Annotated in this window: 19 protein-coding genes and 1 tRNA gene; 14 read left to right on the top strand and 6 right to left on the bottom strand. The window is 68.7% G+C overall.

Going from position 1 to position 24,078, the window contains the following annotated elements; genetic code table 11:
• Positions 1 to 93: 93 nt before the first annotated feature.
• Together hmgA and fahA are read left to right on the top strand one after the other, a co-directional pair.
• The gene (gene hmgA / locus SY26_RS06005) at positions 94 to 1,455 is read left to right on the top strand and encodes a homogentisate 1,2-dioxygenase (RefSeq protein ID WP_045999778.1); all 1,362 of its coding nucleotides are present in this window, start codon (positions 94 to 96) and stop codon (positions 1,453 to 1,455) included.
• Positions 1,452 to 2,669: a fumarylacetoacetase gene (gene fahA, locus SY26_RS06000; protein WP_045999777.1), complete on the top strand. Its 1,218-nt coding sequence runs from the start codon at positions 1,452 to 1,454 to the stop codon at positions 2,667 to 2,669. Before hmgA ends, fahA begins: the two co-directional genes overlap by 4 nt.
• Here fahA and SY26_RS05995 read toward each other — a convergent pair.
• Positions 2,666 to 3,589: an ornithine cyclodeaminase family protein gene (locus SY26_RS05995; protein WP_045999776.1), complete on the bottom strand. Its 924-nt coding sequence runs from the start codon at positions 3,587 to 3,589 to the stop codon at positions 2,666 to 2,668. The two genes, fahA and SY26_RS05995, sit on opposite strands and share 4 nt — an antisense overlap.
• Before the next feature lie 118 nt (positions 3,590 to 3,707).
• Here SY26_RS05995 and xylB point away from each other — a divergent pair, with 118 nt between their 5' ends.
• The gene (gene xylB / locus SY26_RS05990; RefSeq protein ID WP_045999775.1) at positions 3,708 to 5,156 is read left to right on the top strand and encodes a xylulokinase; all 1,449 of its coding nucleotides are present in this window, start codon (positions 3,708 to 3,710) and stop codon (positions 5,154 to 5,156) included.
• A 3-nt stretch (positions 5,157 to 5,159) separates the two neighbouring features.
• Here the strand turns inward: xylB and SY26_RS19825 are convergent, their stop codons facing one another.
• The gene (locus tag SY26_RS19825; RefSeq protein WP_052715157.1) at positions 5,160 to 5,777 is read right to left on the bottom strand and encodes a LuxR family transcriptional regulator; all 618 of its coding nucleotides are present in this window, start codon (positions 5,775 to 5,777) and stop codon (positions 5,160 to 5,162) included.
• A 162-nt stretch (positions 5,778 to 5,939) separates the two neighbouring features.
• Here SY26_RS19825 and SY26_RS05980 point away from each other — a divergent pair, with 162 nt between their 5' ends.
• Both SY26_RS05980 and SY26_RS19820 read left to right on the top strand, forming a co-directional pair.
• Positions 5,940 to 6,122, top strand: coding sequence for a hypothetical protein (locus tag SY26_RS05980; RefSeq protein WP_045983434.1), 183 nt, complete (start codon positions 5,940 to 5,942; stop codon positions 6,120 to 6,122).
• Positions 6,123 to 6,133: 11 nt separating this feature from the next.
• The gene (locus tag SY26_RS19820) at positions 6,134 to 6,742 is read left to right on the top strand and encodes an acyl-homoserine-lactone synthase (protein WP_198143098.1); all 609 of its coding nucleotides are present in this window, start codon (positions 6,134 to 6,136) and stop codon (positions 6,740 to 6,742) included.
• Here SY26_RS19820 and SY26_RS05970 read toward each other — a convergent pair.
• From SY26_RS05970 to SY26_RS05960, 3 genes are read right to left on the bottom strand one after another with little or no spacing between them, the layout of a single operon-like run.
• A complete protein-coding gene (locus SY26_RS05970) occupies positions 6,739 to 8,250 on the bottom strand; it encodes an ABC transporter permease (RefSeq protein ID WP_045999774.1) in 1,512 nt (503 codons plus the stop codon). The genes SY26_RS19820 and SY26_RS05970 overlap by 4 nt on opposite strands.
• Complete coding sequence (locus tag SY26_RS05965; protein ID WP_045999773.1) at positions 8,243 to 8,899, bottom strand: phosphonate ABC transporter ATP-binding protein; 657 nt, start codon at positions 8,897 to 8,899, stop codon at positions 8,243 to 8,245. Before SY26_RS05965 ends, SY26_RS05970 begins: the two co-directional genes overlap by 8 nt.
• 3 nt (positions 8,900 to 8,902) lie before the next feature.
• On the bottom strand, positions 8,903 to 9,766 hold the full coding sequence (locus SY26_RS05960; RefSeq protein ID WP_157020426.1) for a putative selenate ABC transporter substrate-binding protein: 864 nt from the start codon (positions 9,764 to 9,766) through the stop codon (positions 8,903 to 8,905).
• 250 nt (positions 9,767 to 10,016) lie between these two features.
• On the opposite strand from SY26_RS05960, the gene fdnG reads away from it, so the two are divergent.
• The 6 genes from fdnG to selB are packed head-to-tail and all read left to right on the top strand — an operon-like array spanning position 10,017 to position 18,989.
• Complete coding sequence (fdnG, locus tag SY26_RS05950; RefSeq protein WP_084693716.1) at positions 10,017 to 13,097, top strand: formate dehydrogenase-N subunit alpha; 3,081 nt, start codon at positions 10,017 to 10,019, stop codon at positions 13,095 to 13,097.
• Positions 13,094 to 14,089, top strand: a complete 996-nt coding sequence (fdxH, locus tag SY26_RS05945) for a formate dehydrogenase subunit beta (RefSeq protein WP_198143097.1) — start codon at positions 13,094 to 13,096, stop codon at positions 14,087 to 14,089. Before fdnG ends, fdxH begins: the two co-directional genes overlap by 4 nt.
• Positions 14,089 to 14,778, top strand: coding sequence for a formate dehydrogenase subunit gamma (locus SY26_RS05940; RefSeq protein ID WP_045983439.1), 690 nt, complete (start codon positions 14,089 to 14,091; stop codon positions 14,776 to 14,778). Before fdxH ends, SY26_RS05940 begins: the two co-directional genes overlap by 1 nt.
• A gap of 55 nt (positions 14,779 to 14,833) precedes the next feature.
• On the top strand, positions 14,834 to 15,748 hold the full coding sequence (gene fdhE, locus SY26_RS05935; RefSeq protein ID WP_045999770.1) for a formate dehydrogenase accessory protein FdhE: 915 nt from the start codon (positions 14,834 to 14,836) through the stop codon (positions 15,746 to 15,748).
• Positions 15,748 to 17,106 carry an L-seryl-tRNA(Sec) selenium transferase gene (gene selA, locus SY26_RS05930; protein WP_045999769.1) on the top strand — a complete coding sequence of 453 codons (1,359 nt, stop codon included), beginning with the start codon at positions 15,748 to 15,750 and terminating at the stop codon, positions 17,104 to 17,106. Before fdhE ends, selA begins: the two co-directional genes overlap by 1 nt.
• Positions 17,103 to 18,989: a selenocysteine-specific translation elongation factor gene (gene selB / locus SY26_RS05925; RefSeq protein ID WP_045999768.1), complete on the top strand. Its 1,887-nt coding sequence runs from the start codon at positions 17,103 to 17,105 to the stop codon at positions 18,987 to 18,989. The genes selA and selB overlap by 4 nt, the downstream gene beginning before the upstream one ends.
• On the opposite strand, the gene SY26_RS05920 is transcribed toward selB, so the two are convergent.
• The gene (locus tag SY26_RS05920) at positions 18,986 to 19,450 is read right to left on the bottom strand and encodes an Lrp/AsnC family transcriptional regulator (RefSeq protein WP_045983443.1); all 465 of its coding nucleotides are present in this window, start codon (positions 19,448 to 19,450) and stop codon (positions 18,986 to 18,988) included. The two genes, selB and SY26_RS05920, sit on opposite strands and share 4 nt — an antisense overlap.
• Before the next feature lie 106 nt (positions 19,451 to 19,556).
• On the opposite strand from SY26_RS05920, the gene putA reads away from it, so the two are divergent.
• The 3 genes from putA (at position 19,557) to SY26_RS05905 (ending at position 24,069) form a co-directional block, all read left to right on the top strand.
• Positions 19,557 to 22,952 carry a bifunctional proline dehydrogenase/L-glutamate gamma-semialdehyde dehydrogenase PutA gene (gene putA, locus SY26_RS05915; protein ID WP_046000274.1) on the top strand — a complete coding sequence of 1,132 codons (3,396 nt, stop codon included), beginning with the start codon at positions 19,557 to 19,559 and terminating at the stop codon, positions 22,950 to 22,952.
• 41 nt (positions 22,953 to 22,993) lie between these two features.
• Positions 22,994 to 23,956: a hypothetical protein gene (locus tag SY26_RS05910; RefSeq protein WP_045999767.1), complete on the top strand. Its 963-nt coding sequence runs from the start codon at positions 22,994 to 22,996 to the stop codon at positions 23,954 to 23,956.
• Between the two features lie 17 nt (positions 23,957 to 23,973).
• A tRNA-Sec gene (locus tag SY26_RS05905) sits at positions 23,974 to 24,069 on the top strand.
• Positions 24,070 to 24,078: the final 9 nt, after the last annotated feature.

Genomic DNA, 24,078 nt, shown 5'->3' with positions numbered 1-24,078 from the left:
CGGACCTCGCTGCGGGTGCAAGGCCGCGTCGCTTGACGGATCGCGGCACCGCCGGATATATTCGTTGCAGATGCAATGAAATTGGGTGCCGCGATGACCGACAGCGTTCAGACCTCGGGAATGACCCGTGCCCCGGCGGGTCCGGGTGCCCATCCGGGATACCTGCCCGGCTTTGGCAACGACTTCGAGACCGAGGCCCTGCCCGATGCCTTGCCCCAAGGCCAGAACAGTCCACAGCGCTGCAATTATGGCCTCTATGCAGAACAGCTGTCGGGAACCGCCTTTACCGCGCCGCGCGGCCAGAACGAGCGGACCTGGTGCTATCGCATCCGCCCGTCGGTGCATCACACAGGGCGGTTCGCGGAGATTGATCTTCCCTATTGGAAGACCGCGCCGCATGTCCTGCCGGGGGTGACCAGCCTGGGCCAGTACCGGTGGGACCCGATCCCGGTCCCCCAGGGCGACCTGACCTGGCTGACTGGCATGCGCACCATGACGACCGCGGGCGATGTGAACATCCAGGTCGGCATGGCGACCCATGTCTATCTGGTCACCGCGTCGATGCGGGACGAATACTTCTTCTCCGCCGACAGCGAACTGCTGGTGGTGCCGCAGCAGGGCCGGCTGCGGTTCTGTACCGAACTGGGCATCATCGACGTCCAGCCGCAGGAGATCGCGATCCTTCCCCGCGGCCTGGTCTATCGGGTCGAAGTGCTGGAAGGCCCCGCCCGGGGCTTCGTCTGCGAGAATTATGGTCAGAAGTTCGACCTGCCCGACCGCGGCCCCATCGGCGCGAACTGTCTGGCCAATCCGCGCGACTTCAAGACCCCCGTCGCGGCCTTCGAGGATCGGGACGCCCGGTCCCGCGTGGTCATCAAGTGGTGCGGCCAGTTCCATGAGACATGGATCGACCACAGCCCGCTGGACGTGGTCGCGTGGCACGGCAACTATTGCGCCTACAAGTATGATCTGCGGACCTATTCGCCGGTCGGCGCGATCCTGTTCGATCATCCCGACCCGTCGATCTTCACCGTGCTGACCGCGCCGTCCGGACAGGACGGGACGGCGAACATCGACTTCGTGCTGTTCCGCGACCGCTGGATGGTGGCCGAGCATTCGTTCCGCCCGCCCTGGTACCACAAGAACATCATGTCCGAGCTGATGGGCAACATCCACGGCATCTATGACGCCAAGCCTCAGGGGTTCGCCCCTGGCGGGATCAGCCTGCACAACTGCATGCTGCCCCACGGCCCCGACCGCGAGGCCTTTGACAAGGCGACGACGGGCGATCTGGTGCCGCACAAGCTGGCCGAGACGATGTCCTTCATGTTCGAGACGCGCTTTCCCCAGCATCTGACCGAATACGCCGCGCACAAGGCGCCGATGCAGCCGGAATACATCGATGTCTGGAACCGGCTGGAGAAGAAGTTCGACGGCACGCCGGGGGTGAAATGATCGGTGCCGAACCCGGCCTGATGCCGTCGCAGGTGTTGTCCGCCAACCGGCCTGATTGCGATTTCCCGCTGAACAACCTGCCCTATGGCGTGTTTTCGGACGACCGCGGCCCGCGCTGCGGGGTGGCCATCGGCGACCGCATCCTGGATCTGGCCGCGTGCGAGGCGCATGGACTGCTGGATGCGGGCGGCACCTTTGCCGCGCCGCGGATGAACGACTTCATCGCCCGCGGTCCGGACGCGTGGGCGGCGGCTCGGGCACGGCTGACGGCGCTGCTGTCCCCCGAGGGTCCCCGTGACCTGCCGCTGGTGGCGATGGCAGGCGCGCGGTTGCACCTGCCGATCCGGGTCGAGGGGTTCACCGATTTCTATGCCTCGCGCCACCACGCGTTCAACGTGGGGTGCCTGTTCCGGGGGCCGGACAACGCCCTGCCGCCGCAATGGGACCACATGCCCATCGGCTATAACGGCCGGGCCTCGTCGGTTGTGGTGTCGGGAACGCCGGTGCATCGTCCGATGGGTCAGGTCGCCGGCCCCGCCGGTCCGGAATGGACCGCCAGCCGCCGACTGGACCTGGAACTGGAACTGGGCGCCATCGTGGGGGCGGCCACTGGCCTTGGCACCCGCATCACCGTCGATCAGGCCGAGGACATGATCTTTGGCCATGTCCTGCTGAACGACTGGTCGGCGCGCGATATCCAGGCGTGGGAATATCAGCCCCTCGGGCCGTTTCAGGGCAAGGCCTTCGCCACCACGATCAGCCCGTGGATCGTGACCCGCGCCGCGTTGGAGCCGTTCCGCCGCGCCGGTGCCGCCCGGACGGTGGACCCCATGCCCCATCTGCGCGACAGCCGCCCGGGCTTTCATGACCTGGCGATGGGCTGGACGCTGAACGGGCAGGTCATGGCACGCGTGAACTATGCCGTGATGCACTGGTCGCAGGCGCAGGCGCTGGCCCATCACGCCAGTTCGGGTTGCCCGATGCACGTGGGCGACCTGCTGGGATCGGGCACGATCTCTGGTCCCACCCCTGATCAGACCGGCGCCCTGCTGGAGATGACGCGGAACGGGCAGCAGCCCGTAATCGTGAACGGCCAGCCACGGACCTTCCTGCAGGACAGGGACGAGGTGGGTCTGTTCGCCCACGCGCAGGGGGCGGGCTATCGCGTGGGGTTCGGGCCCTGCACCGGGCGCGTGATGCCCGCCCTGCCCTAGGCCGCGGCGGCGATCCACGCGGCGATCATCGTGTCCAGATGCGCGCCGCCGCCGTTCTTGAAGACCGTGATCTGGTCCGCGCCCGTGCGCCCGCACCGGCCGGGCACCAGGTCGTACAGATCGCCCAGGACGTCGTCGGGCGTCAGAACGCCCGCGGCGATCGGGATCGCCAGTTCGCCGATATGGGCGATGGTGGTGGCACGGCTGTCGACAAAGATGCGGGCGCGGGTCATCAGCGCGTCGTCGGCCTCGCGCATCTCGGCGCGAAAGGCGCCGATCAGGTCGACATGGGTGCCCGGGCGCACCCATTCCCCGCGCAGGACCGGTTCGCGCGCCATGGTCGCGGTGGACACGATGTCGGCTTGGGCCACCGCCGCGGCCAGATCGGTGACCGGCGTGACCGCGTGACCCTCTGCCGCCAGGCGTTCGGCCAGCGCCCGCGCCTGTTCGGGACGGCGCGCCCAGACCTGCACCTGATCCAGATGCGGCATGCCTGCGCGATAGGCCGCGACCAGCCCCCCGGCCAGCACCCCCGCCCCGACGACCAGCAACCGGTGGCTGTCCGGCCGGGCCAAAATCTGCGCGCCCAGCACGGAATCGGCGCAGGTCTTGTATTGGGTGACCAGCGGCGCATCGATCACAGCGGTCAGCACGCCGGTTTCGGGGTCAAAGACCAGCATCGCCCCCTGCACCGACGGCAGGCCGCGGGCCGGGTTCTCGCCAAACACCATCACTGCCTTGACGCCGAAGCCCCGGCCGGGCAGCCAGGCCGCCCGCGTCAGCAGGCTGCCCGACCCGGGCCCCAGGAACAGGTCGCGGACCTCGGCGGCGGCTGCCAGATGCCCCTGGCGCAGCGCGTCGATGGCGCCGGGCCAGTCCAGCCCGCGGGCGCTGTCGCGGTCGATGATGCGGGGGGTCATGGCACGCTCCGTTCGTTTCCCCCCGACCCTTGTCCGAAGCGGGCGCGGGTGCAAGGCGGCGGCTGGACATTTCGGTTTTCGTGTTGAAGGTCTGGCGGGACAACACGGAGGATGCGGGATGAGCTTTCTGGGGATCGATCTGGGCACGTCAGGACTGCGCGCGCTGCTGGTGAATGATGCGGGACAGCCGATCGGCTCGACCGAGCGCCATTACGACGTGGCCCATCCCCATCCCGGCTGGTCCGAACAGGACCCTGCCGACTGGATCACGGCGCTGCAGGGTGCGGTGGCCGATCTGCGCGCGGCGCATCCCCAATTCGCGTCCCTTCGCGGCATCGGCGTCGCGGGGCACATGCACGGCGCCTGCGTGCTGGATGCGCAGGACCGCGTGCTGCGCCCCGCGATCTTGTGGAACGATACGCGCAGCCATGTCGAGGCCGACGCGCTGGACGCCGATCCGCGGTTTCGCGCGCTGACCGGCAACATCGTCTTCCCCGGCTTTACCGCGCCCAAGCTGGCCTGGATGGCCGCGCATGAGCCGGACCTGTTCGCCCAAGCCGCGCGGGTGCTGCTGCCGGCTGCCTATCTGAACCTGTGGCTGACCGGAGAGGCGGTTGGCGATCTGTCCGACGCATCGGGGACGTCGTGGCTGGACACCGGGGCGCGCGACTGGTCGGACGACCTGCTGGCCGCGACCGGAATGACCCGCGCGCAGATGCCCCGCCTGGTCGAGGGGTCCGCCCCCGCCGGTCGGCTGCGTGCCGATCTGGCCTCCGAATGGGGCCTGTCCGGGCCAGTGACGGTCGCCGGGGGTGCGGGGGACAATGCCGCCGCCGCCTGCGGGATCGGCGCCATGGCCGAAGGGGCGGGCTTCGTGTCGCTTGGCACATCGGGGGTGCTGCTGGCGGCGCGCGACGGCTATGCCCCCGCGCCTGACACGGCGCTGCACAGCTTCTGCCACGCGGTGCCGGGGCGCTGGTACCAGATGGGCGTGATGCTGGCCGCGACCGACAGCCTGAACTGGCTGGGCCGCGTCACGGGGGCCACGCCCGCCCAGCTGACCGCCGACCTTGGACCGCTGCGCGCGCCGGGGCCGGTGCGCTTCCTGCCCTATCTGTCTGGGGAACGCACGCCGCATAACGACCCCGCGATCCGCGGCAGCCTGACCGGGCTGGCGGCCGCGACCGACCGCAACGACCTGACCCGCGCCGTGCTGGAGGGGGTGGCCTTCGGGCTGGCCGACAGCCTTGTCGCGCTGCAATCGACAGGCGCGCGTCCGACGCGGCTGATGGCCATCGGCGGCGGGGCGCGGTCACGCTATTGGCTGGAGGTGATCGCGACCGCGCTGGACGTGACCCTGACCCTGCCCGAGGACGGCGACTTTGGCGCGGCCCTGGGCGCCGCACGGCTTGGCATGGTGGCCGCCGAGGCCGGAACGGTCGAGCAGGTGATGACCGCGCCCCGCGTCACCGCCGAGATCGCACCGGATGCCGGTCTGCGCGACGCATTCGCCGCGGCGCATCGGGCCTATCGCGCCGCCTATCCGGCGATCCGCGCGATCCAGTAGCGGTCACAGATAGTTGCGGGCGACCGCGATGGCCACGGCCTGGGTGCGGCTTTTCGCACCCAGCTTGCCGCAGGCCTTGATCGCCCGCTGCTTGACGGTGGATTCGGCGATGGACAGCTGCGTCGCGGTCTCGATCTGGCCCAGGCCGTCGCGGAAGCAGCGCAGCACGTCCAGTTCGGCGGGTGTCAGGGCGGCGCGGTTCAGGACCAGGTCGGTCCACAGGTTGAACTTGGCGCGGCAGCGCGCGATCTCGTCATCGGAAAATTCGCGGTCGGGGTGGGACAGCGTCAGGAATGACCGCTTGCCTGCCACCTTGCGTGATATCGCCACGCCATAGTTCAGGCGGAACCGCCGTGCCGCCTGCATGACCCCGCGCAGGTCGGGGATGAGCACCTCGGACCAGCGGGCGGCGCCGTCATGGGTCATCGTCCACATCGCGATAGGATCGCCGAAGAAGTAGTTCCGGTCCTCGTAGATGGATCGCCAGGCATCCGGATAGGCGTTGTGCAGATGTTCGGGGCCCTTGTAGGTCAGGTTGAACCCCATGATCCAACCCGAGGGCGCAAGAGCGTGCATTTCGGCGATCTCGTCGTCGAAATTGGGGATCAGATCGTTCAGCATCACGCCTCTCCTGCTTCACGACCTGCAGGATATGCCTTTTCGGACATACTGAAAAGGCAGCTTGTCCGCTTTTCGCGCGACAAGCCCGGCCATGGGTAGCAAGCCGTTAACACCTGTCAGCTATGGAGGACAAAGGTGGTTAAGGGAATCAGAGAGCCGAGATTGGCAACCGCGGAATTCAGCCGCGACATGGTCGAGACGATGCTGACCTATTTCGATGCCTATGCGGATGAAGGCGTGCTGGCGGTCGAGGTCACCAGCTGGGGCCTGTGGCTGCCCAACAAGGTGACCGGCGGTCGCCAGTTCCTGGGACTGGCCAAGCTGCCCGACGGGTATCGGCAATAGGGATGCGTGACATGACACAGACGAAGACAGACGTGCAGATCGCCACGATCCGCCTGCCGCGCGACATGGCCCAGTTCGACCTGGTGGCCAGCTTCTTCCAGCTGCGCAAGCAGATCTTCGTGGATCGCATGGCATGGCCCCTGCACCACGCCGAGGGCATCGAGTTCGAGCAGTACGACACCTTCGACACCGTCTACGTGATCGCCCATCGCGACGGTCGTGCGATCGGCGGGGCGCGGCTGAAACGGACCGACTGTTCGTTCGGCGGCGGCAAGGTGGTCTATTCCTACATGATCCGCGACGCGCATCGCGGCTTGCTGCCGGGCATGCCCACCAACCTGTGCCATGACGAACCCCCCGTCGACCCGCAGGCGTGGGAACTGACGCGCTTTGCCGCCCTGCCCGTACCGGGCCTGGCCGAGGCGATCCTGGAGGCGTCGAACGAATACCTGCACGACGTCGGTGCCACCGACTGCCTGTTCCTGGGACCGCCGGCCTTCCTGCGCATGGCGTCGCGGCTTGGCTGGACGCCCCGTCCGATGGGCGATCTGGTGTCCAACGACGACGGCAAGTTCCTGGCCTTTGCCTGCGCGGTGCGCCAGCCGCAGATGGCCGCCTAGCAGTTGGTCGCCTGGCCGGGGACCATCCCCGGCCGCGCGTCCCCGACCCGCAGATCGCCCGCGCCAAGGCGGGCGCGGATGGCGCGCGACAGCGCGTCGATGCCGACCGTGACCAGCCCGGTCGCGGCCAGGATGACGACTGCGCGGTCGATGCGCAGCTCTCCGATGGCGTCGTCGAGAAAGAACCCCAGGGTGGCGATGCCCAGGACGCCCATGATCGCGGATTCCCGGATGATGATCTCCCACCGGTAGAGGCACAGCGCCACGAACGGACCGAACAGGCGCGGCACGATCTCCCAGCCCCAGAGCGTCAGGCCGCGGGGCGCGTCCGCGCGCAGGGTCAGTCCGGTCGCCTGACGGCCCAGAAGATGCCCGATGATCGCCCCGTTATGCAGCCCAAGTGCCAGGATCGCGGGCAGCATGGACGGCCCCCAGACCTGCAGGAACAGATAGGCCAGCATGTATTCCGGGAACGACCGCAGGATCACCAGCACCAGATGCCCCAGGCCCGCGCCGACGCGCCCGGTGACGCGCGGCACGATGGCGGCCTGCGCGACGAAGGCCACCGCCCCCGCCAGCACCAGCGCCAGCTGCGCGACGATCAGCGTCGCGGCCAGGCCGGGCAGGATCGCGGTGCTCGTCAGTTCCCACAGCCAGGGCAGCAGGGCGGCGGGGTCGCCTTGGCGCAGGGGGGCGGGGATGATGTCCTGGCCGAGGAACCGCCACAGCGCGCCCTGCCCCATCGGCGGCGTGCGCACGGTGCAGAGCATCACCGCGGCGAAGACCAGCCAGCCCAGCAGCAGCCGGGGCCGCATCCACAGCCGGACCGTGGCGATCAGCGTGATGTAGATCACCATGACCGCCCCCGCCGCGCCGTATTCCCCCTGCCGAAAGAATGTGTCCAGCTGGAAGCCGAGCGTCGGCAGCCCGATGAAGCCCAGCACCGCCGAGGACCGCAGCCCGCATTCCAGCCGATAGAGCGCATAGGTCGCCATCTGCGGCCAGGCCAGTGGCGCGCGCGCCCAGAGGAACCGCGTCAGCGGATCGACCGACGGACCCAGCCAGCGGTCGGGGCGGCGGTCGGATTCGTCCAGGATCTCGGACAGGACCTTGGCGAAGATCCCGGCATAGGGCAGCGCGATGGCCAGCACCCCCGACCAAACGCTGATCCCGAAGACCTGCAGCAGCAGCAGCGCCCAGAACAGCTCGTGGACCGAGCGAAGGGCGATGGCCAAGCCCCGCACCGCGCGCAGCCGGTAGAAGGGCGCCAGGATCAGCCCCGCCACGCCCCCCAGGGTCACGCCCGCGACCGCGAAGGCCACGGTCAGCGCGACGGCGCGGGCGATCTGTTCGATGGCGCCGAAATCGGGCGCCAGAAAGCCGCGGCCCATCCGGGCCAGCGCGGCCCAGGGGTCGTGGCCCGCCACCGTCAGGTCGGCCAGCGGTAGGCACAGGGCGGCCACGGCCAGGAACCCCGCCACCACGCCGAGGCGCGACAGGCTAGCCATAGAGGGCCTCGATCCGCGAGGCGTCCAGTTGGCCCACCGGCAGGTCGAACAGGAACTCACCCTGCTTCAGGCCGATGACCCGCGTGGCAAAGGCCCGCGCGACGGCCACGTCATGCAGCGCCAGGATCGCCGTCGGGAAGGCCGCGCGCAGCAGCGCGGCCAACTCCTGCGCCTGGCGCGGATCGACGGCAGAGAGCGGCTCGTCCCCCAGGATCAGGTCGCCTCCGCGATGCAGGGCGCGGGCCAGGGCCACGCGCTGCTTCTGCCCGCCCGACAGGGATTCCACGCGGGCATCGGCCTGGGGTGTCAGGCCCACGCGGTCCAGATCGGCCAGGGCGGCGGCGCGGTCGGGGGAGGCTGGACGGACCAGCGTGCGCAGGTTGCGCCAGGCACCGTGATCGTCCAGCCGCCCCATCAGCACGTTGCGCAGGGCCGACAGCTGGGGGACCAGCGCCGCGTCCTGCGGGACCAGCGCGATTCGCATTCCCCGCCCCGCCGCCGCCCCGTGCAGGGCGGAGAGGAGCGTCGACTTGCCCGAACCGCTGCGTCCCAGCAGGGCGACCCGTTCGCCCGGCGCGACATGCAGTCGCACCCCGGCCAGGACGGGCGTGCCGCCATAGCCCAGATCGACCCCGTCCAGCAGTTGCAAGGATTACTCCAGCAGGTCCAGATCGCGGGCGACCTGTTCGATGGGGGCATAGTCCTCGTTCGCGGCGGGGATGAAGGCGTTGCGCGGGAAGGCCGCCAGCAGCTCCGGGTCGTCCATGCCGACCAGCGCGGCCTGCACCTCGTCGGCGAAACCCTCGCCCCACCGGGCGTCCACGTCGCCGCGGATGGTCCAGTTGTAGTCGGGATAGGGCGGCGTCTTCCAGATGACCTTGGCCGTCTCGACCTCGGGCGCGTTATCGGCAACCGCCTGATCGTAAACGGCATAATTCAGCGCGCCGACCTGCCAGGCACCCGACGCGACCAGCCGCAGCGTCTGGCTGTGATCGCCCGAGAAGCCCACGCGGTCGAAGAACTCCTCCGGCGCCTCGCCGGTATTCTCGCGGATCGCGTATTCCGGCATCAGGCGCCCCGAGGTCGAGGTCTTGGCGCCGAAGGTGAAGGACATGCCGCGCGCGGCCTCGGGAAAGGTCTCGGACTCGGTCAGGCCGGTGTCGGTATGGGCGATGAAATAGCTGACGAAACTGGTATCCTCGTCGCCCTGCGCGATGGCGCGGGCGCCGTCCACCAGCAGCCGCGCCTGCACGCCCGACAGCCCCCCGAACCAGGCCAGCTGGACCTGGTCGTTGCGGAAGGCGGTGACGGCGGCGGGATAGGATTTGACCGGAACGAATTCGACCGGCACGCCCAGCTCCTCCGACAGATAGTCGGCGACGGCGGTGAAGCGTTCGACCAGGCGGGTCTCGTCCTCGTCGGGAATGGCCGAGAAATACAGCGTTTCCTGGGCCGCGGCGGAAAGCGGCAGGGCGGTGGCCAGGACGGTGGCCAGCAGGCGTGACATCAGGGGCATGGGATGGCTCCGGTCAGGGTTTGAGGGCTGGGATCGGCGGACCCCGCTGAACGCGGGGTCTCGCGCCGATGTGCCAAGCCCCCGTTTCCGGCGGAGCCACGCGGCCCGAACGCCCCCGGCGCATCGGCTTGATGCCCTGTTCTAGACCGTCCGTTCGGTCGCGCGCAAGGCTTCGTGCCTTGACTTGGCCGGGGCCGCGGCAGAGAATTGGGATGTACCTATCGAATTTGACAGGCAGAGGGAGGGTCCCATGAATATCGACCTTTCGCGTCGCGGCTTTTTACGGCTAGCGGGTGCGGGGGTTGCGGCAACGTCGCTTGGAGCCATGGGCTTCGGCGGGGCCGAGGCAGCGGAGGCGGCGCATGTGCGCGCGTTCAAGCTGGCCACGACCACGGAAACACGCAACACCTGTCCCTATTGCTCGGTCGCCTGCGGGATCATCATGTATTCGCGCGGGGACGTGAAGGCCGGCGAAACCGCCGAGCTGATGCATATCGAGGGCGATGCCGATCACCCGACGAACCGCGGAACGCTGTGCCCCAAGGGCGCCGCGCTGAAGGACTTCGTCCATGCGCCTACGCGCCTGACGCAGCCCCGCCTGCGCCGTCCGGGATCGGACCGCTTCGAGGAGATCACCTGGGAGGAGGCGCTGGACAAGATCGCCCGCGCCCTCAAGGATGATCGGGACGCGAACTTCATCGCCACCAACGATGACGGCACCCCCGTCAACCGTTGGACGACGACGGGATTCCTGGCGGCTTCGGCCACGACCAACGAAACCGCATGGCTGACCTACAAGACGGTCCGGTCCATGGGGATTGTGGGATTCGACAACCAGGCACGCGTCTGACACGGCCCTACGGTGTCCAGTTTGGGCCCGACATTCGGCCGTGGAGCGATGACCAATCCGTGGACTGACATCAAGAACACCGACCTGGCGATCGTCATGGGCGGCAATGCTGCCGAGGCGCATCCCTGCGGCTTCAAGTGGGTGACCGAGGCCAAGGCGCATCGCGGCGCCAAGCTGATCGTGGTCGACCCGCGTTACACCCGCACCGCATCGGTCGCGGACTACTATGCGCCGATCCGTCCGGGCACCGACATCGCCTTCCTGATGGGGGTGATCCGCTGGTGCATCGAGAACGACAAGGTCCAGTGGGACTATGTCCGCAACTTTACCAACGCGTCCTTCCTGGTGCGCGAGGACTTCGGCTGGTCCGACGGCCTGTTTACCGGCTATGACGAGGAAAAGCGCGACTTCAACAAGGAGAGCTGGGACTATCAGATGGGCGAGGACGGCTTTGCGCTGACCGATCCCACGCTGCAGGACCCGCGCTGCGTCTGGAACATGCTCAAGCAGCATGTCGACGTCTACACGCCGGAATTCGTGGAGAACATCACCGGCACGCCGCGTGACAAGTTCCTGGATATCTGTGGGATGATCGGCGAATGCTCGGCCGTGGACCGGACGATGACGTCCATGTACGCGCTTGGCTGGACCCAGCATTCCAAGGGTGCCCAGAACATCCGCGGCATGGCGATGCTGCAGCTGATCCTGGGCAATATCGGCGTCCGCGGTGGCGGGATGAACGCGCTGCGCGGTCACTCCAACATCCAGGGCCTGACGGATATCGGCCTGATGTCGAACCTGATCCCGGGATACCTGAACATCCCGACCGAGAAGGAGGTCGACTGGCAGACCTATCTGTCCACGCGCGAGTTCACGCCGCTGCAGCCGGGTCAGACCAGCTATTGGCAGAACTATCCCAAGTTCATGGTCAGCTTCCTCAAGGCGATGTGGGGCGATGCCGCTACGGCCGAGAATGACTGGGCATATGAATACCTGCCCAAGCTGGACGTTCCGGCCTATGACATCCTGCGCATGTTCGAACTGATGAACAACGACCGGGTGAACCTGTACTTCTGTCAGGGCTTCAACCCGATGCTGTCCATCCCGGACCGCGGCAAGGTGACGGCGGGTCTGTCCAAGCTGAAGATGCTGGTCGTGATGGACCCCCTGTCCACCGAGACTTCGCATTTCTGGGAGAACCACGGCGCGCATAACGAGGTCGACACGGCCAGTATCCAGACCGAAGTTCTGGAACTGCCCACGACCTGCTTTGCCGAGGACGAGGGCGCGCTGGTCAATTCGGGCCGCTGGCTGCAGTGGCACTGGCCGGGCGCGACGCCGCCGGGCGAGGCCAAGCACGACACCTGGATCATGGCGCAGATCTGGACGCGGGTGCGCAACCTGTATCGGGCCGAAGGCGGCGCCTTCCCCGATCCGATCGTGAACCTGTCCTGGGACTATGCCGATCCGGGAGAGCCCACGCCCGAGGAACTGGCCCGCGAGATGAACGGCCGCGCGCTGGCTCCGGTGACGGACCCGGCAACGGGCGCGCAGATTCTGCAGGCCGGTCAGCAGGTGTCCGGCTTCGGACAGCTGCGCGATGACGGGACGACCATGGCGGGCTGCTGGATCTATGCCGGCAGCTGGACCGAGGACGGCAACATGATGGCGCGGCGGGACAATTCCGATCCCGACGAGACCGGCATGTTCCTGAACTGGGCCTTTGCCTGGCCGGCCAACCGTCGCGTGCTGTACAACCGCGCCTCGGCCGACATGGCGGGCCAGCCTTGGGACGCCACGCGCCCGCTGATCCAGTGGGAGGGGGCGAAATGGGGCGGCTACGACGTGCCCGACATCGCGCCGACGGCGGACCCGTCGACGGTCGGACCCTTCATCATGAACCAGGAGGGCGTCTCGCGCCTGTTCAGCCGGGGCATGATGCGCGACGGGCCCTTCCCGACGCATATGGAGCCGTTTGAAAGCCCGATGGCCAACGTGTTCAACGCGCGGATGCGCGGGAACCCGGTGGCGCGCGTCTTCGAAAGCGACGTGGCCCGGCTTGGGACCAGCGACGAGTTTCCGTTCGTCGCGACCTCCTATCGCCTGACCGAGCATTTCCACTACTGGACCAAGCACAACCGGGTGAACGCCGCGTTGCAGCCCGAGTTCTTCGTGGAGATCAGCGTCCAGCTGGCCGAGGAGCGCGGCATCACCAACGGCAGCCGCGTGCGCGTCTTCGGCAAGCGCGGACAGGTCTGGGCCAAGGCGGTGGTCACCCGTCGCCTGCAGCCGCTGATCTGTGACGGAAAGCCCGTCCATGTGGTGGGCATTCCGCTGCACTGGGGCTTCATGGGGGCCGCCAAGAAGGGCTGGGGGCCGAACAGCCTGACGCCGTTCATCGGGGATGCGAACACGGACACGCCCGAATTCAAGGCGTTCCTGGTCAACATCGAACCCGCAACCGAGGAGCCGGTGGCATGAACGACATGGCAAACAGCCCGACCACGGCGGCGTCCAACCCGCCCGTGCAACCGACCGAGGCCTATTTCGATGCGCGCGACGTCGTGCGCATCTCGGCCACGCGGAACGTGCCGCAACCGGACCGCCAGCTGGAAAAGCTGGCCAAGCTGATCGATGTGTCCAAGTGCATCGGCTGCAAGGCCTGCCAGTCCGCCTGCGTAGAATGGAACGACACGACCCCGGCGGTGGGAGAGAACGTGGGGGTCTATGAGAACCCCCATGACCTGACCCCCGACATGTTCACCCTGATGCGTTTCGCGGAATGGGAGAACCCGGCGACCAACGACCTGGAATGGCTGATCCGCAAGGACGGCTGCATGCATTGCGAGGATCCGGGCTGCCTCAAGGCCTGCCCGGCGCCGGGCGCCATCGTGCAGTACTCCAACGGTATCGTGGATTTCATCCACGACAATTGCATCGGCTGCGGTTATTGCGTCACCGGCTGTCCCTTCGACATCCCGCGCATCAGCCAGACCGACCACAAGAGCTACAAGTGCACCTTGTGTTCGGACCGCGTGGCCGTGGGCCAAGGTCCCGCCTGTGCCAAGGCCTGCCCCACTCAGGCCATCGTCTTCGGCACCAAGGCCGACATGCAGGCGCATGCCGAGACCCGGATTGAGGACCTGAAATCGCGCGGCTATGAAAACGCGGGCCTGTACGATCCGGCCGGCGTGGGCGGCACCCACGTGATGTATGTGCTGCATCACGCGGACAAGCCCGGGATCTACAACGACCTGCCCGAAAACCCCCGGATCTCTCCGGTGGTCGAGGGCTGGAAGGGCGTGACCAAGACCGCGGGCCTGGTGGCCATCGGTCTGGCCGCGGTGGGCGCCACGCTGCACGGTCTGTTCGCCCGCGGCAACGAGGTCGAGGAGCATGACATCGAGGCCGCCGACAAGCTGGTAAAGGGCGAAGATCCCGACGGCGGTCCGACCGGCGGGGGGCACGTCTGATGGCGCATCGTCCGTACTACTCGGAACGGGGTGACCGGCTGGAAAGCATCCAGCCGGTCGAGGTCAGCCGCTATCGCGGGTTCACGCGCGCGAACCACTGGGTGACCGCGTTCAGCCTGATCGCGCTGGCGCTATCCGGCCTGGCGTTGTTCGACCCGTCGCTGTACTTCCTGACGGGGCTGTTCGGCGGCGGGCAGACCACGCGCTGGATCCACCCGATCATCGGCGTGGTGCTGTTCCTCAGCTTCGCGCTGATGTTCATCCAGCTGTGGCGCCTGAACATGCCCAAGCCCGAGGACACGACCTGGGTCGCCCAGATCGGCGACGTGGTGAAGGGCCGCGAGGAGAACTTGCCCGAACTGGGCAAGTACAACGCGGGCCAGAAGTTCGTCTTCTGGGGCATGTCCGCCCTGATCATCGTGCTGATCGTCACCGGCGTGATGATCTGGCAGCAGGTGGCCGGCCATCTGGTCAGTGTGCCGCTGCGCCGCATCGCGGTTCTGGTGCATGCGCTGTCCGCGGTCGCGATCATCCTGGTGTTCATCATGCACGTCTATGCCGCGATCTGGACGCGGGGCACGCTGCGCGCGATGACCCGGGGCACGGTCACCGGCGGATGGGCCTGGCGCCACCACCGCAAATGGCTGCGAGAGATCGCCAGCCGCGACAACAAGGGCCCGGCAGAGTAATCTGCCGGCCACCATCACCGGCATCCCCTGTGGCCGGTTCGGCCCGGAGACTGACATGAACACCACTATCCAACCCGATCCATCGGCCATCGGCGGCGTACCCACGGCGCCGCTGGTGTTTCTGCCCAAGCCCATGCGCCTGTTCGCGACCCGTGCCAAGCGCCTGGCCTTCCTGGCGCAGCACAGCGACAACCTTGGGCCGTGGCTGGCCTTTCTGGGTCAGCTTGCGGATCTCCAGGCCCGGCTGGCGGACGAACTGCCCCGCCCCGCCCCCCTGCCCGCCGACCGCATCCGCCTGGCCCGCGAAAACCGCATGCCGCCGATCGACCGGCAGCGGCTGGCATCCGACCCCGACCTGCATGCCGTCCTGGACGCGGTGCTGACCCATGCGGCGGCGCTGGACATGCCGGAACCCGCGCGCATCGCGCTGTCCGCCGTGACCGCCGCGCCCTTGGCCGATCGTCACTGGCTGCTGGAGAACATCCTGTCGGACAGCATTCCCGATGACAGCATTGCGCCGCACCTGTTCGCGTCCTTGGCCGTGCAGCTGCATCTGTCGCGCCTGGCCGCGGGGCTGCCCGCCGATCAGCTGGTCAAGATCCGCACGGGCGTCTGCCCGGTCTGCGGCGGCAAGCCCGCGACCTCCAGCGTGATCGGGGTCGGCGAATTGGACGGCGTGCGCTATGCCGCCTGCGCCTGCTGCCAGACCCAATGGAACGAGGTCCGCCTGACCTGCCTGTGCTGCGGCCAGACCGGGCAGATCAGCTATCGCAGCGTCGAGACCGACCAGGCGACCGTCCGGGCCGAGGTCTGTGGCGATTGCGACAGTTGGGTCAAGATCTTGTACCAGAACAAGAACCCCAGCCTTGAGGCGATCGCCGACGACGTCGGCAGCCTGGGGCTGGACCTGCTGATGAAGGACACCGACAAGCATCGCGGCGGGTTCAACCCGTTCCTTGCAGGCTATTGATGTCGGGGTTCCGGGCGCTGCCATCGGTCGATCAGGTGCTGTTGGCGGTGCCGTCGCTGATCGACGCTCATGGCCGTCAGGCGGTGACCCGGACCGCGCGTCTGCGCCTTGATGCGGCCCGCGCGGCCATCCGCGACGGGGCCGACGGCGCGGCCGAGGCCGCACGCCTGCCGCACCTGCTGGCCGCCGATCTGGCGGCGGCGGCCGTCACGCAGCTGCGCCCGATCCTGAACCTGACCGGCACCGTTCTGCACACCAACCTGGGCCGGGCGATCCTGGCGGACGAGGCGATCGCCGCCGCCTCCGCCGCGATGGCCGCGCCGCTGGCACTGGAATTCGACCTGACGACCGGCGGGCGCGGCCAGCGTGACGACCATCTGCGCGGTCTTCTGTGCGAACTGACCGGGGCCGAGGACGCGACCATCGTCAACAACAATGCGGCCGCCGTCCTGATCGCGCTGAACACCTTCGGCCAGGACCGTGACAGCATCGTCTCGCGCGGCGAGCTGATCGAGATCGGCGGCGCATTCCGCATGCCCGACATCATGGCCCGCGCCGGTACCCGGCTGGTCGAGGTAGGGACGACCAACCGCACCCACGCCCGCGACTATCGCGACGCGATCACGGACCGGACCGGGCTGATCCTCAAGGTCCACACATCGAACTATCGCATCGAGGGGTTCACCGCCGAGGTTCCGGCCCCGGACCTGGCCGCCATCGCGCGCGATGCCGGGGTGGTGATGCTGAACGACCTGGGCGCGGGATCACTGGTCGATCTGTCCCGTTGGGGCCTGCGCCGCGAACCCACCGTCGCCGAAGCCGTGGCCGAAGGCGCGGACCTGATTACCTTTTCGGGCGACAAGCTGCTGGGCGGGCCGCAGGCGGGGTTCATCGTGGGCCGGCGCGACCTGATCGCGCGGATCAACAAGAACCCCATGAAGCGCGCCGTGCGGCTGGACAAGATCCGCATCGCCGCGCTGCAGGCGACGCTGCGCCTCTATCTCGACCCCGACCGGCTGGACCAGCGGCTGCCCGTGCTGCGCATGCTGTCCCGTTCGCATGCCGACATCGCGGCGCAGGCCGCGCGTCTGGCGCCGCAGGTCGCGGCGCTGCTGCCCGATCATCGGGTCGTTCCGACGGAATGCGCCAGCCAGATCGGATCGGGTTCGCTGCCGACGGACACGATTCCGTCCGCCGGGCTGCGGATCAGCGGGGCGGGCGGCGACGCGCCGGACCGCCTAGCGGCATGGCTGCGCGACCGACCGCGTCCGGTCATCGGCCATATCCGCGACGGCGCGCTGATCCTGGACCTGCGCTGTCTGGGCGATGACCGCGACCTGCTGGAGGCGCTGACGTGATCGTCGGAACCGCGGGGCATATCGACCACGGCAAGACCGCGCTGGTCAAGGCGCTGACCGGCACCGATGCCGACCGCCTGGCAGAGGAAAAGGCCCGAGGCATCACCATCGACCTGGGATTCGCCTATGCCGATCTTGGCGGCGGCACCGTCACAGGTTTCGTCGACGTGCCGGGGCACGAACGGCTGATCCACACGATGCTGGCGGGCGCGGGCGGGATCGACCTGGCCCTGCTGGTCGTGGCCGCCAATGACGGCATCATGCCGCAGACGCGAGAGCATCTGGCGATCCTGGACCTGCTGGGCCTGTCGCAGGGCCTGGTCGCGCTGACCAAGGCCGATCTGGCCGATGCCGACCGCCGCGCCGAAGTCACGGCCCAGATCCGCGACGCCTTGGCCGACAGCGGGCTGGCGGATGCGCCGATCATCCCCGTGTCGTCCCTGACCGGCGAGGGCGTGGACAGCCTGCGCGCCGCCCTGATCGCCGCCGAGGCGCAGGTGGCCCATCGCACCGCCGATGCGAGCTTTCGCCTGGCGGTCGATCGCAGCTTCACCCTGCAGGGCGCAGGGACGGTGGTGACCGGGACGGTGCTGTCCGGGCAGGTCGCCGTCGGCGATCTGGTGACGATCAGCCCGTCGGGGATCGCGGCGCGGGTCCGTGGCATCCATGCGCAGAACCGGCAGGCGACCCGCGGCCTTGCCGGGCAACGCTGCGCCCTGAACCTGGCGGGAGAGGCCGTCGCCAAGGACGCGATCCATCGGGGCAACATCGTGCTGGCCCCCGCGCTGCACGCGCCGACCGAACGGATCGACGCCGTCCTTACCGTGCTGGACACGGAACCGAAGCCCATCGGCACGTGGTTTCCCGCCCGCCTGCACAGCCACGCGGCCGAACTGGGCGCGCGGATCGTGCCCCTTGGCGACCCCATTGCCCCCGGTCACAGCGGTCCGGTCCAGATCGTGCTGGACCGTCCCATCGCCGCGACCATCGGCGACCGGTTCATCCTGCGCGACGTGTCCGCCAGCCGGACCATCGGCGGCGGGCATTTCCTGGACCTGCGCCCCCCCGCCCGCAAACGGCGCACCCCCGAACGGCTGGCGCTGATCGAGGCCGCCCAGGCCCCCGATCCGCTGCAGGCGATGCTGGCAGTGGGCCCGGTCGATTCGGCGGTCTTCATGCGCGACCGCGCCCTGTCGCCCGCCGATGCGGCCGCGGCACTGTCCGGGGCACGGATGGTCGCGGGGCTGGCCCTGTCGCCCGCGCATCTGGACGCGCTGCAGCGGGGCATCATCGACGAGCTGTCCGCCTTTCACGCCGAGAACCCCGACCTGCCGGGCATGGGCCGCGAACGGCTGCGCCTGGCGCTGACGCCGCGGCTGCCCAAGGAGTCCTATCTGGCGCTGCTGCGGGGCGAAGCGGATGCCGGCCGGATCGTCCCCGACGGCGCCTTTCTGCGCCTGCCCGGCCACGAGGTGCGCCTGTCGGCCGAGGACGAGGCGCTGTGGGCCCGCATCCTTCCGTCCCTGACGGGCGATCTGCGCTATCGCCCGCCGCGGGTGCGCGATTTCGCGACCGAATTCGGGGTGGACGAAAAGGAGGTGCGCCGCGTGCTGCGCATGACGCAGAAGCTGGGCCGCACCGACCAGATCGCACATGACCATTTCTTTGCGCGCGCCGTGACGGCCGACATGGTAACCATCCTGCGCGATGTGGCGGCCGCGACGCCGGACGGCTGGTTCACCGCCCCCCTGTTCCGTGACCGCGTTCAGAACGGCCGCAAGGTCGCCATCGAGATTCTGGATTTCTTCGACCGGCACGGCGTCACGCTGCGCCGGGGGGATCTGCGCCGCCTGAACCCGCACCGGCTGGACCTGTTCGGCTAGATCGGGGCGATGCCCTGTTCGATCACCGCCTCCATCGCGACATAGCTGGAGGTAGAGGCGACATGCGGCAGGGCGGAGAGCTTTTCCGCCATGATGCGACGGTAATCGGCCATGTCGCGCGACCGCACCTTGAGCAGATAGTCGAACCCCCCCGCGATCATGTAGCATTCCTCGACCTCGGGAATCAGGCGGATGGCGGCGTTGAACGATTCCAGCGCCTTGTGGCGGGTGTCCGACAGGCGCATCTCGACATAGGTGACATGGGTCAGGCCAAGGCGCACGGGCGACAGGATGGCCCGGTATCCGGTGATCAGCCCCGCCTCCTCCAGCTGGCGGATGCGCAGGGCCACGGGGGTCTTGGACAGGCCGACCTTGCGCGCCAGTTCGGTCACCGGGATGCGGGCGTTGGCCACCAGTTCCGCCAGAATGCGGCGATTGATCGGGTCCAGGATGTCGGTCACGTTTTATGCCCCATGATTGGACGATATGGCTGCGATCCTGCCCATCATTGGTCCCATCGTCCAGACGGCACGCGATATTCTGCCGATATCAGACAGGGGTGCCGCCATGACCGACCTTTCCTTTTCCGCCAAGTTCCAACCCGAAGCGCCCCTGCTGGACCGGCTGGTCCGCGATGCGGCGTTGTCGCCTGATACCCGTGCGCGGATCAGCGACCGCGCGGCCAACCTGATCCGCCGCATCCGCGCCGAATCCAAGCCCACGATGATGGAACTGATGCTGGCCGAATACGGCCTGTCCACCCGCGAGGGCGTGGCCCTGATGTGCCTGGCCGAGGCGATGCTGCGCGTGCCCGACCGTGCCACCATCGATGCGCTGATTGAGGACAAGATCGCCCCCTCCGATTGGGGCCGCCACCTGGGCGACAGCTCCTCCAGCCTGGTCAACGCCTCGACCTGGGCGCTGATGCTGACGGGGCGGGTGCTGGACGACAGCAAGCCCGGTCTGGCGGGCACCCTGCGCGGCGCGGTCCGCCGCCTTGGAGAGCCGGTGATCCGCACCGCCGTCACCCGCGCGATGCGCGAGATGGGACGCCAGTTCGTCCTGGGCCAGACCATCGACGCCGCGTTGGACCGGGCGAAGGGTCAGGAGGCCAAGGGATACACCTACAGCTATGACATGCTGGGCGAGGCGGCGATGACCGCCCGCGACGCCGACCGCTATGCCGACGAATACCGCAAGGCCATCGCGGCCATCGCAGGCGCTTGCACGCATGGCTCCGTCGCCCGGAACCCCGGCATCTCGATCAAGCTGTCGGCGCTGCACCCCCGCTATGAGGTCGCGCAGGAGGATCGGGTGATGGCCGAACTGGTCCCCGTGGTCCGCGATCTGGCCCGCCGGGCGCGTGCGGCGAACATGGGCCTGAACATCGACGCCGAGGAGCAGGACCGCCTCGCCCTGTCGCTGCAGGTGATCGAGGCCGTCCTGCCGGACCCCGATCTGGCCGGATGGGACGGGTTCGGCGTGGTCGTGCAGGCCTATGGCAAGCGGGCGGGGCCGATGATCGATGCGCTGCATGCGCTGGCGGTCCGGCACGACCGCCGCATCATGCTGCGCCTGGTCAAGGGTGCCTATTGGGACACCGAGATGAAGCGCGCCCAGGTCGAGGGGCATCCGGATTTTCCGCTGTTCATCTCCAAGACCGCGACGGATGTCAGCTATGTCGCGCTGGCGAAGAGACTGTTGGGCATGACCGACCGCATCTATCCGCAATTCGCCACGCACAACGCGCACAGCGTCGCGGCCATCCTGGAACTGGCGGGCAATGCGCCGTTCGAATTCCAGCGCCTGCACGGGATGGGAGAGCGGCTGCACGACATCGTCCTGCGCGATCATCGCACCGCCTGTCGCATCTATGCCCCGGTCGGCGCGCATCAGGACCTGCTGGCCTATCTGGTGCGCCGCCTGCTGGAGAACGGCGCGAACAGCAGCTTCGTGAACCAGATCGTCGATCTGGACGTGACGCCCGAACAGATCGCCCGCGATCCGTTTGACGCGCTGGCGACGGCCCAGGCCCCCGCGACCCTGCTGGCGCCCCATGCGATCTATGGCGCGGGCCGCGTGAACGCGCAGGGCTTTGACCTGGCCGCCCGCGACCAGCTGGACCGGATCTTTGCTGCCCGTGACGGGTCCATCGCCGATGCCGGCCCCTTGACCGCGCAGGCGACGACCGGACAGGCGAGTCCGGTGGTGAACCCCGCCACCGGCGACATCCTGGCAACCGCCACCGAGGCGGACGAGGCCACCGTGACCCGCGCCATCGATGCGGCCCGCCCCTGGGCGGCCCCTGCCTCGGAACGGGCCGCGACCCTGCGCCGCGCCGCGGACCTGTTCGAGGCTGATTTCGGCCCGATCTTCGGCATCCTGTCCCGCGAGGCGGGCAAGACCCTGAACGACGCCGTGGCCGAACTGCGCGAGGCGGTGGATTTCCTGCGCTATTACGCCCAGCAGGGCGAGGGCCGCACGGATGCCCCGCGCGGGATCATCGCTGCGATCAGCCCCTGGAACTTTCCGCTGGCGATCTTCACCGGACAGGTCGCGGCGGCGCTGATGGCGGGGAACGCGGTGCTGGCCAAGCCGGCCGAACAGACCCCGCTGATCGCGGCCCTTGCCGTGCGCCTGATGCACCGTGCGGGCGTTCCGGCCGGCGCACTGCAGCTGCTGCCGGGCGACGGCGCGACGGTCGGTGCGGCGCTGACACGCGATCCGCGCATCAACGGCGTCGTCTTTACCGGCGGCACCGATACGGCGCGGCTGATCGCCGCCAGCATGGCGGACCACATGGCCCCCGGCACGCCGCTGATCGCGGAGACGGGCGGTCTGAACGCGATGATCGTGGACAGCACGGCCCTGCCCGAACAGGCGGTGCGCGACATCATCGCCTCCAGCTTCCGGTCGGCAGGCCAGCGCTGTTCGGCGCTGCGCTGTCTCTACGTGCAGGAGGACGTGGCCCCGCATCTGATCGCGATGATCCAGGGGGCGATGGACCAGCTTCGCGTGGGCGACCCGTGGGATCTGTCCACCGATGTCGGCCCGGTCATCGACGCCGAGGCGCAGGCCGGGATCCTGGCGTATCTGGACCAGAACCGCGACCGGATCCTGCACCAGGTCGCGGCGCCCGCCACGGGGCATTTCGTACCGCCCACGCTGATCCGCATCGACGGCATCCAGGCGCTGGAGCGCGAGATCTTCGGCCCCGTCCTGCATGTCGCGACTTTCAAGGCGCGGGACCTGGACCGGGTCGTGGCGGCGATCAACGCGACGGGATACGGGCTGACCTTCGGGCTGCATTCGCGCATCGACAGCCGGGTGCAGGAGGTCACGCAGGCGGTCCATGCGGGCAACCTGTACGTCAACCGCAACCAGGTCGGCGCCACCGTCGGCAGCCAGCCCTTTGGCGGAGAGGGCCTGTCGGGCACGGGACCCAAGGCCGGCGGCCCGCAGTACCTGACGCGGCTGTTCGCGCCCGCAGCCCCCGCCGCCGCGGCGACGGACTGGACCGGGGCCGACAGCACCGACCGCCTGGCTGCGGCGCTGACCCGTCCCGCCCCTGGCGCCGCGCCCACCGACCAGCTGATGCCCGGCCCGACCGGAGAGCTGAACCGCCTGACCACCCTGCCCCGCGGCCCCGTCCTGTGCCTGGGCCCCGGCGCCCCTGCCGCGGCGGCACAGGCACGTGCCGTGACCGATGCCGGCGGTCAGGCGGTTGTCGCAGAGGGCGATGTCGATCCGCATGCGCTGCGCGATCTGCCCGATGTGACTGCGGTGCTGTGGTGGGGTGACGTGGCGACGGGGCGGGCGATGGCTCGGGCCCTGGCCGCGCGGCCAGGTCCGCTGGTGCCGCTGATCACGGCGGTGCCGGACCGCGCCCACGTCACGCATGAACGCCACCTGTGCGTCGACACCACCGCCGCGGGGGGGAACGCCGCGCTGCTGGCGGGCTGAGGGCGCACCCTGCGTTGACATCGCCGGCGGATCGGGCCGACATGGCGCGCATGAACGACAGCCGTCCGCGCGTGATCCTGCATCCCGGTCCGCCCAAGACCGGGACGTCCACCCTGCAGGCGTGGTGCCATCTGAACCGCGGGGTGCTGGCGGCGCAGGGCATCGTCTATGCCTCGGTCGACACGCCCCGCGACCCCAAGCATCAATGGCTGGTCCAAGGGTTGAAACGCGGCGACCTGTCGCGGCTTGCGGCCGAGACCGGCCCCCTGCGTGATGGGCGCGCCCACACGCTGATCCTGTCCTGCGAGGGGGTGATGACCAATCGGGCGCTGATCCCCGACTGCGCCTGGCAGCAGGTCCGAGAGGTGCTGACGGGTTTCGACACGACCCTGTTCCTGGTCGGGCGCGATCTGGACGGGTGGCTGCGGTCGTTGTGGAAACAGGCGCTGATCAACCCGGTGCCACCGGGCAGGCCGCTGAGCCTGCCCGATTTTGCGGTCTTCTGCCGCATGCCCGCCATCCGCGCGATGATGGACCTTGGCCATATGGCCGATCTGATCGCGGACAGGACCGGGGCCTCGGCGCGGGTGCTGACCCGGCTGGACGCGGATTTCATCGGCGTGTTCGCAGGGCTGCTTGGCCTGTCCCCCGACGCGCCCCTGCAGGACGCCCCGCGGATCAACGAATCCCTGCCCCCGGATTTCATCGCCGTCTATGCCCGCCTGGCGCGTCACGTCGATCAGGTCGGGCCCCTGCGGCTGGCGACCCTTGCGGCGTTCCACGCGATGCGCCCGACGGGCAACCTGATGGTCGCGACAGTGGCGCGACAATTCGCCCGTGTGTCCGCGCAGGACCGCGACCGGGCCGTGGCAAGCCTGTGTCAGGCCGTCGATGCCGTGACGTTCGACGACCCGGACCACCGCGACCTGGCATCGCAGCTTGCGTCCCGGGCCGCCATGTTGCGAAACATTCTATTGCAGGACCCGCCACCAGCCCCTAGGTGACAGGGACGAAGGACCGCGGAAGGGCATCAGACCCGGTGGTTTGGCCGGACTTCAAATCCGGTTGGGGCAGCGAGCCTGTCCCGGGTGGGTTCGACTCCCATTCCCTTCCGCCAGCCTTCCCC

The organism is Paracoccus sp. 228 (assembly GCF_000967825.1).
In the GTDB taxonomy this organism is placed as follows: Bacteria; Pseudomonadota; Alphaproteobacteria; order Rhodobacterales; family Rhodobacteraceae; genus Paracoccus; species Paracoccus marcusii.
The sequence above is the reverse complement of the archived record's forward strand: the minus strand, read 5'-3'. Positions and strand labels throughout refer to the sequence as shown.

Coding starts and splice junctions, on each gene's coding strand:
- SY26_RS05995 (WP_045999776.1), bottom strand. CDS start 3,589: ATGACCCCCCGCATCATCGACCGCGACAGCGCCCGCGGGCTGGACTGG.
- SY26_RS05940 (WP_045983439.1), top strand. CDS start 14,089: ATGGCGCATCGTCCGTACTACTCGGAACGGGGTGACCGGCTGGAAAGC.
- SY26_RS05910 (WP_045999767.1), top strand. CDS start 22,994: ATGGCGCGCATGAACGACAGCCGTCCGCGCGTGATCCTGCATCCCGGT.
- putA (WP_046000274.1), top strand. CDS start 19,557: ATGACCGACCTTTCCTTTTCCGCCAAGTTCCAACCCGAAGCGCCCCTG.
- hmgA (WP_045999778.1), top strand. CDS start 94: ATGACCGACAGCGTTCAGACCTCGGGAATGACCCGTGCCCCGGCGGGT.
- fahA (WP_045999777.1), top strand. CDS start 1,452: ATGATCGGTGCCGAACCCGGCCTGATGCCGTCGCAGGTGTTGTCCGCC.
- SY26_RS05970 (WP_045999774.1), bottom strand. CDS start 8,250: ATGGCTAGCCTGTCGCGCCTCGGCGTGGTGGCGGGGTTCCTGGCCGTG.
- SY26_RS19820 (WP_198143098.1), top strand. CDS start 6,134: ATGACACAGACGAAGACAGACGTGCAGATCGCCACGATCCGCCTGCCG.
- SY26_RS05960 (WP_157020426.1), bottom strand. CDS start 9,766: ATGCCCCTGATGTCACGCCTGCTGGCCACCGTCCTGGCCACCGCCCTG.
- fdxH (WP_198143097.1), top strand. CDS start 13,094: ATGAACGACATGGCAAACAGCCCGACCACGGCGGCGTCCAACCCGCCC.
- SY26_RS19825 (WP_052715157.1), bottom strand. CDS start 5,777: ATGCTGAACGATCTGATCCCCAATTTCGACGACGAGATCGCCGAAATG.
- xylB (WP_045999775.1), top strand. CDS start 3,708: ATGAGCTTTCTGGGGATCGATCTGGGCACGTCAGGACTGCGCGCGCTG.
- selA (WP_045999769.1), top strand. CDS start 15,748: ATGTCGGGGTTCCGGGCGCTGCCATCGGTCGATCAGGTGCTGTTGGCG.
- fdhE (WP_045999770.1), top strand. CDS start 14,834: ATGAACACCACTATCCAACCCGATCCATCGGCCATCGGCGGCGTACCC.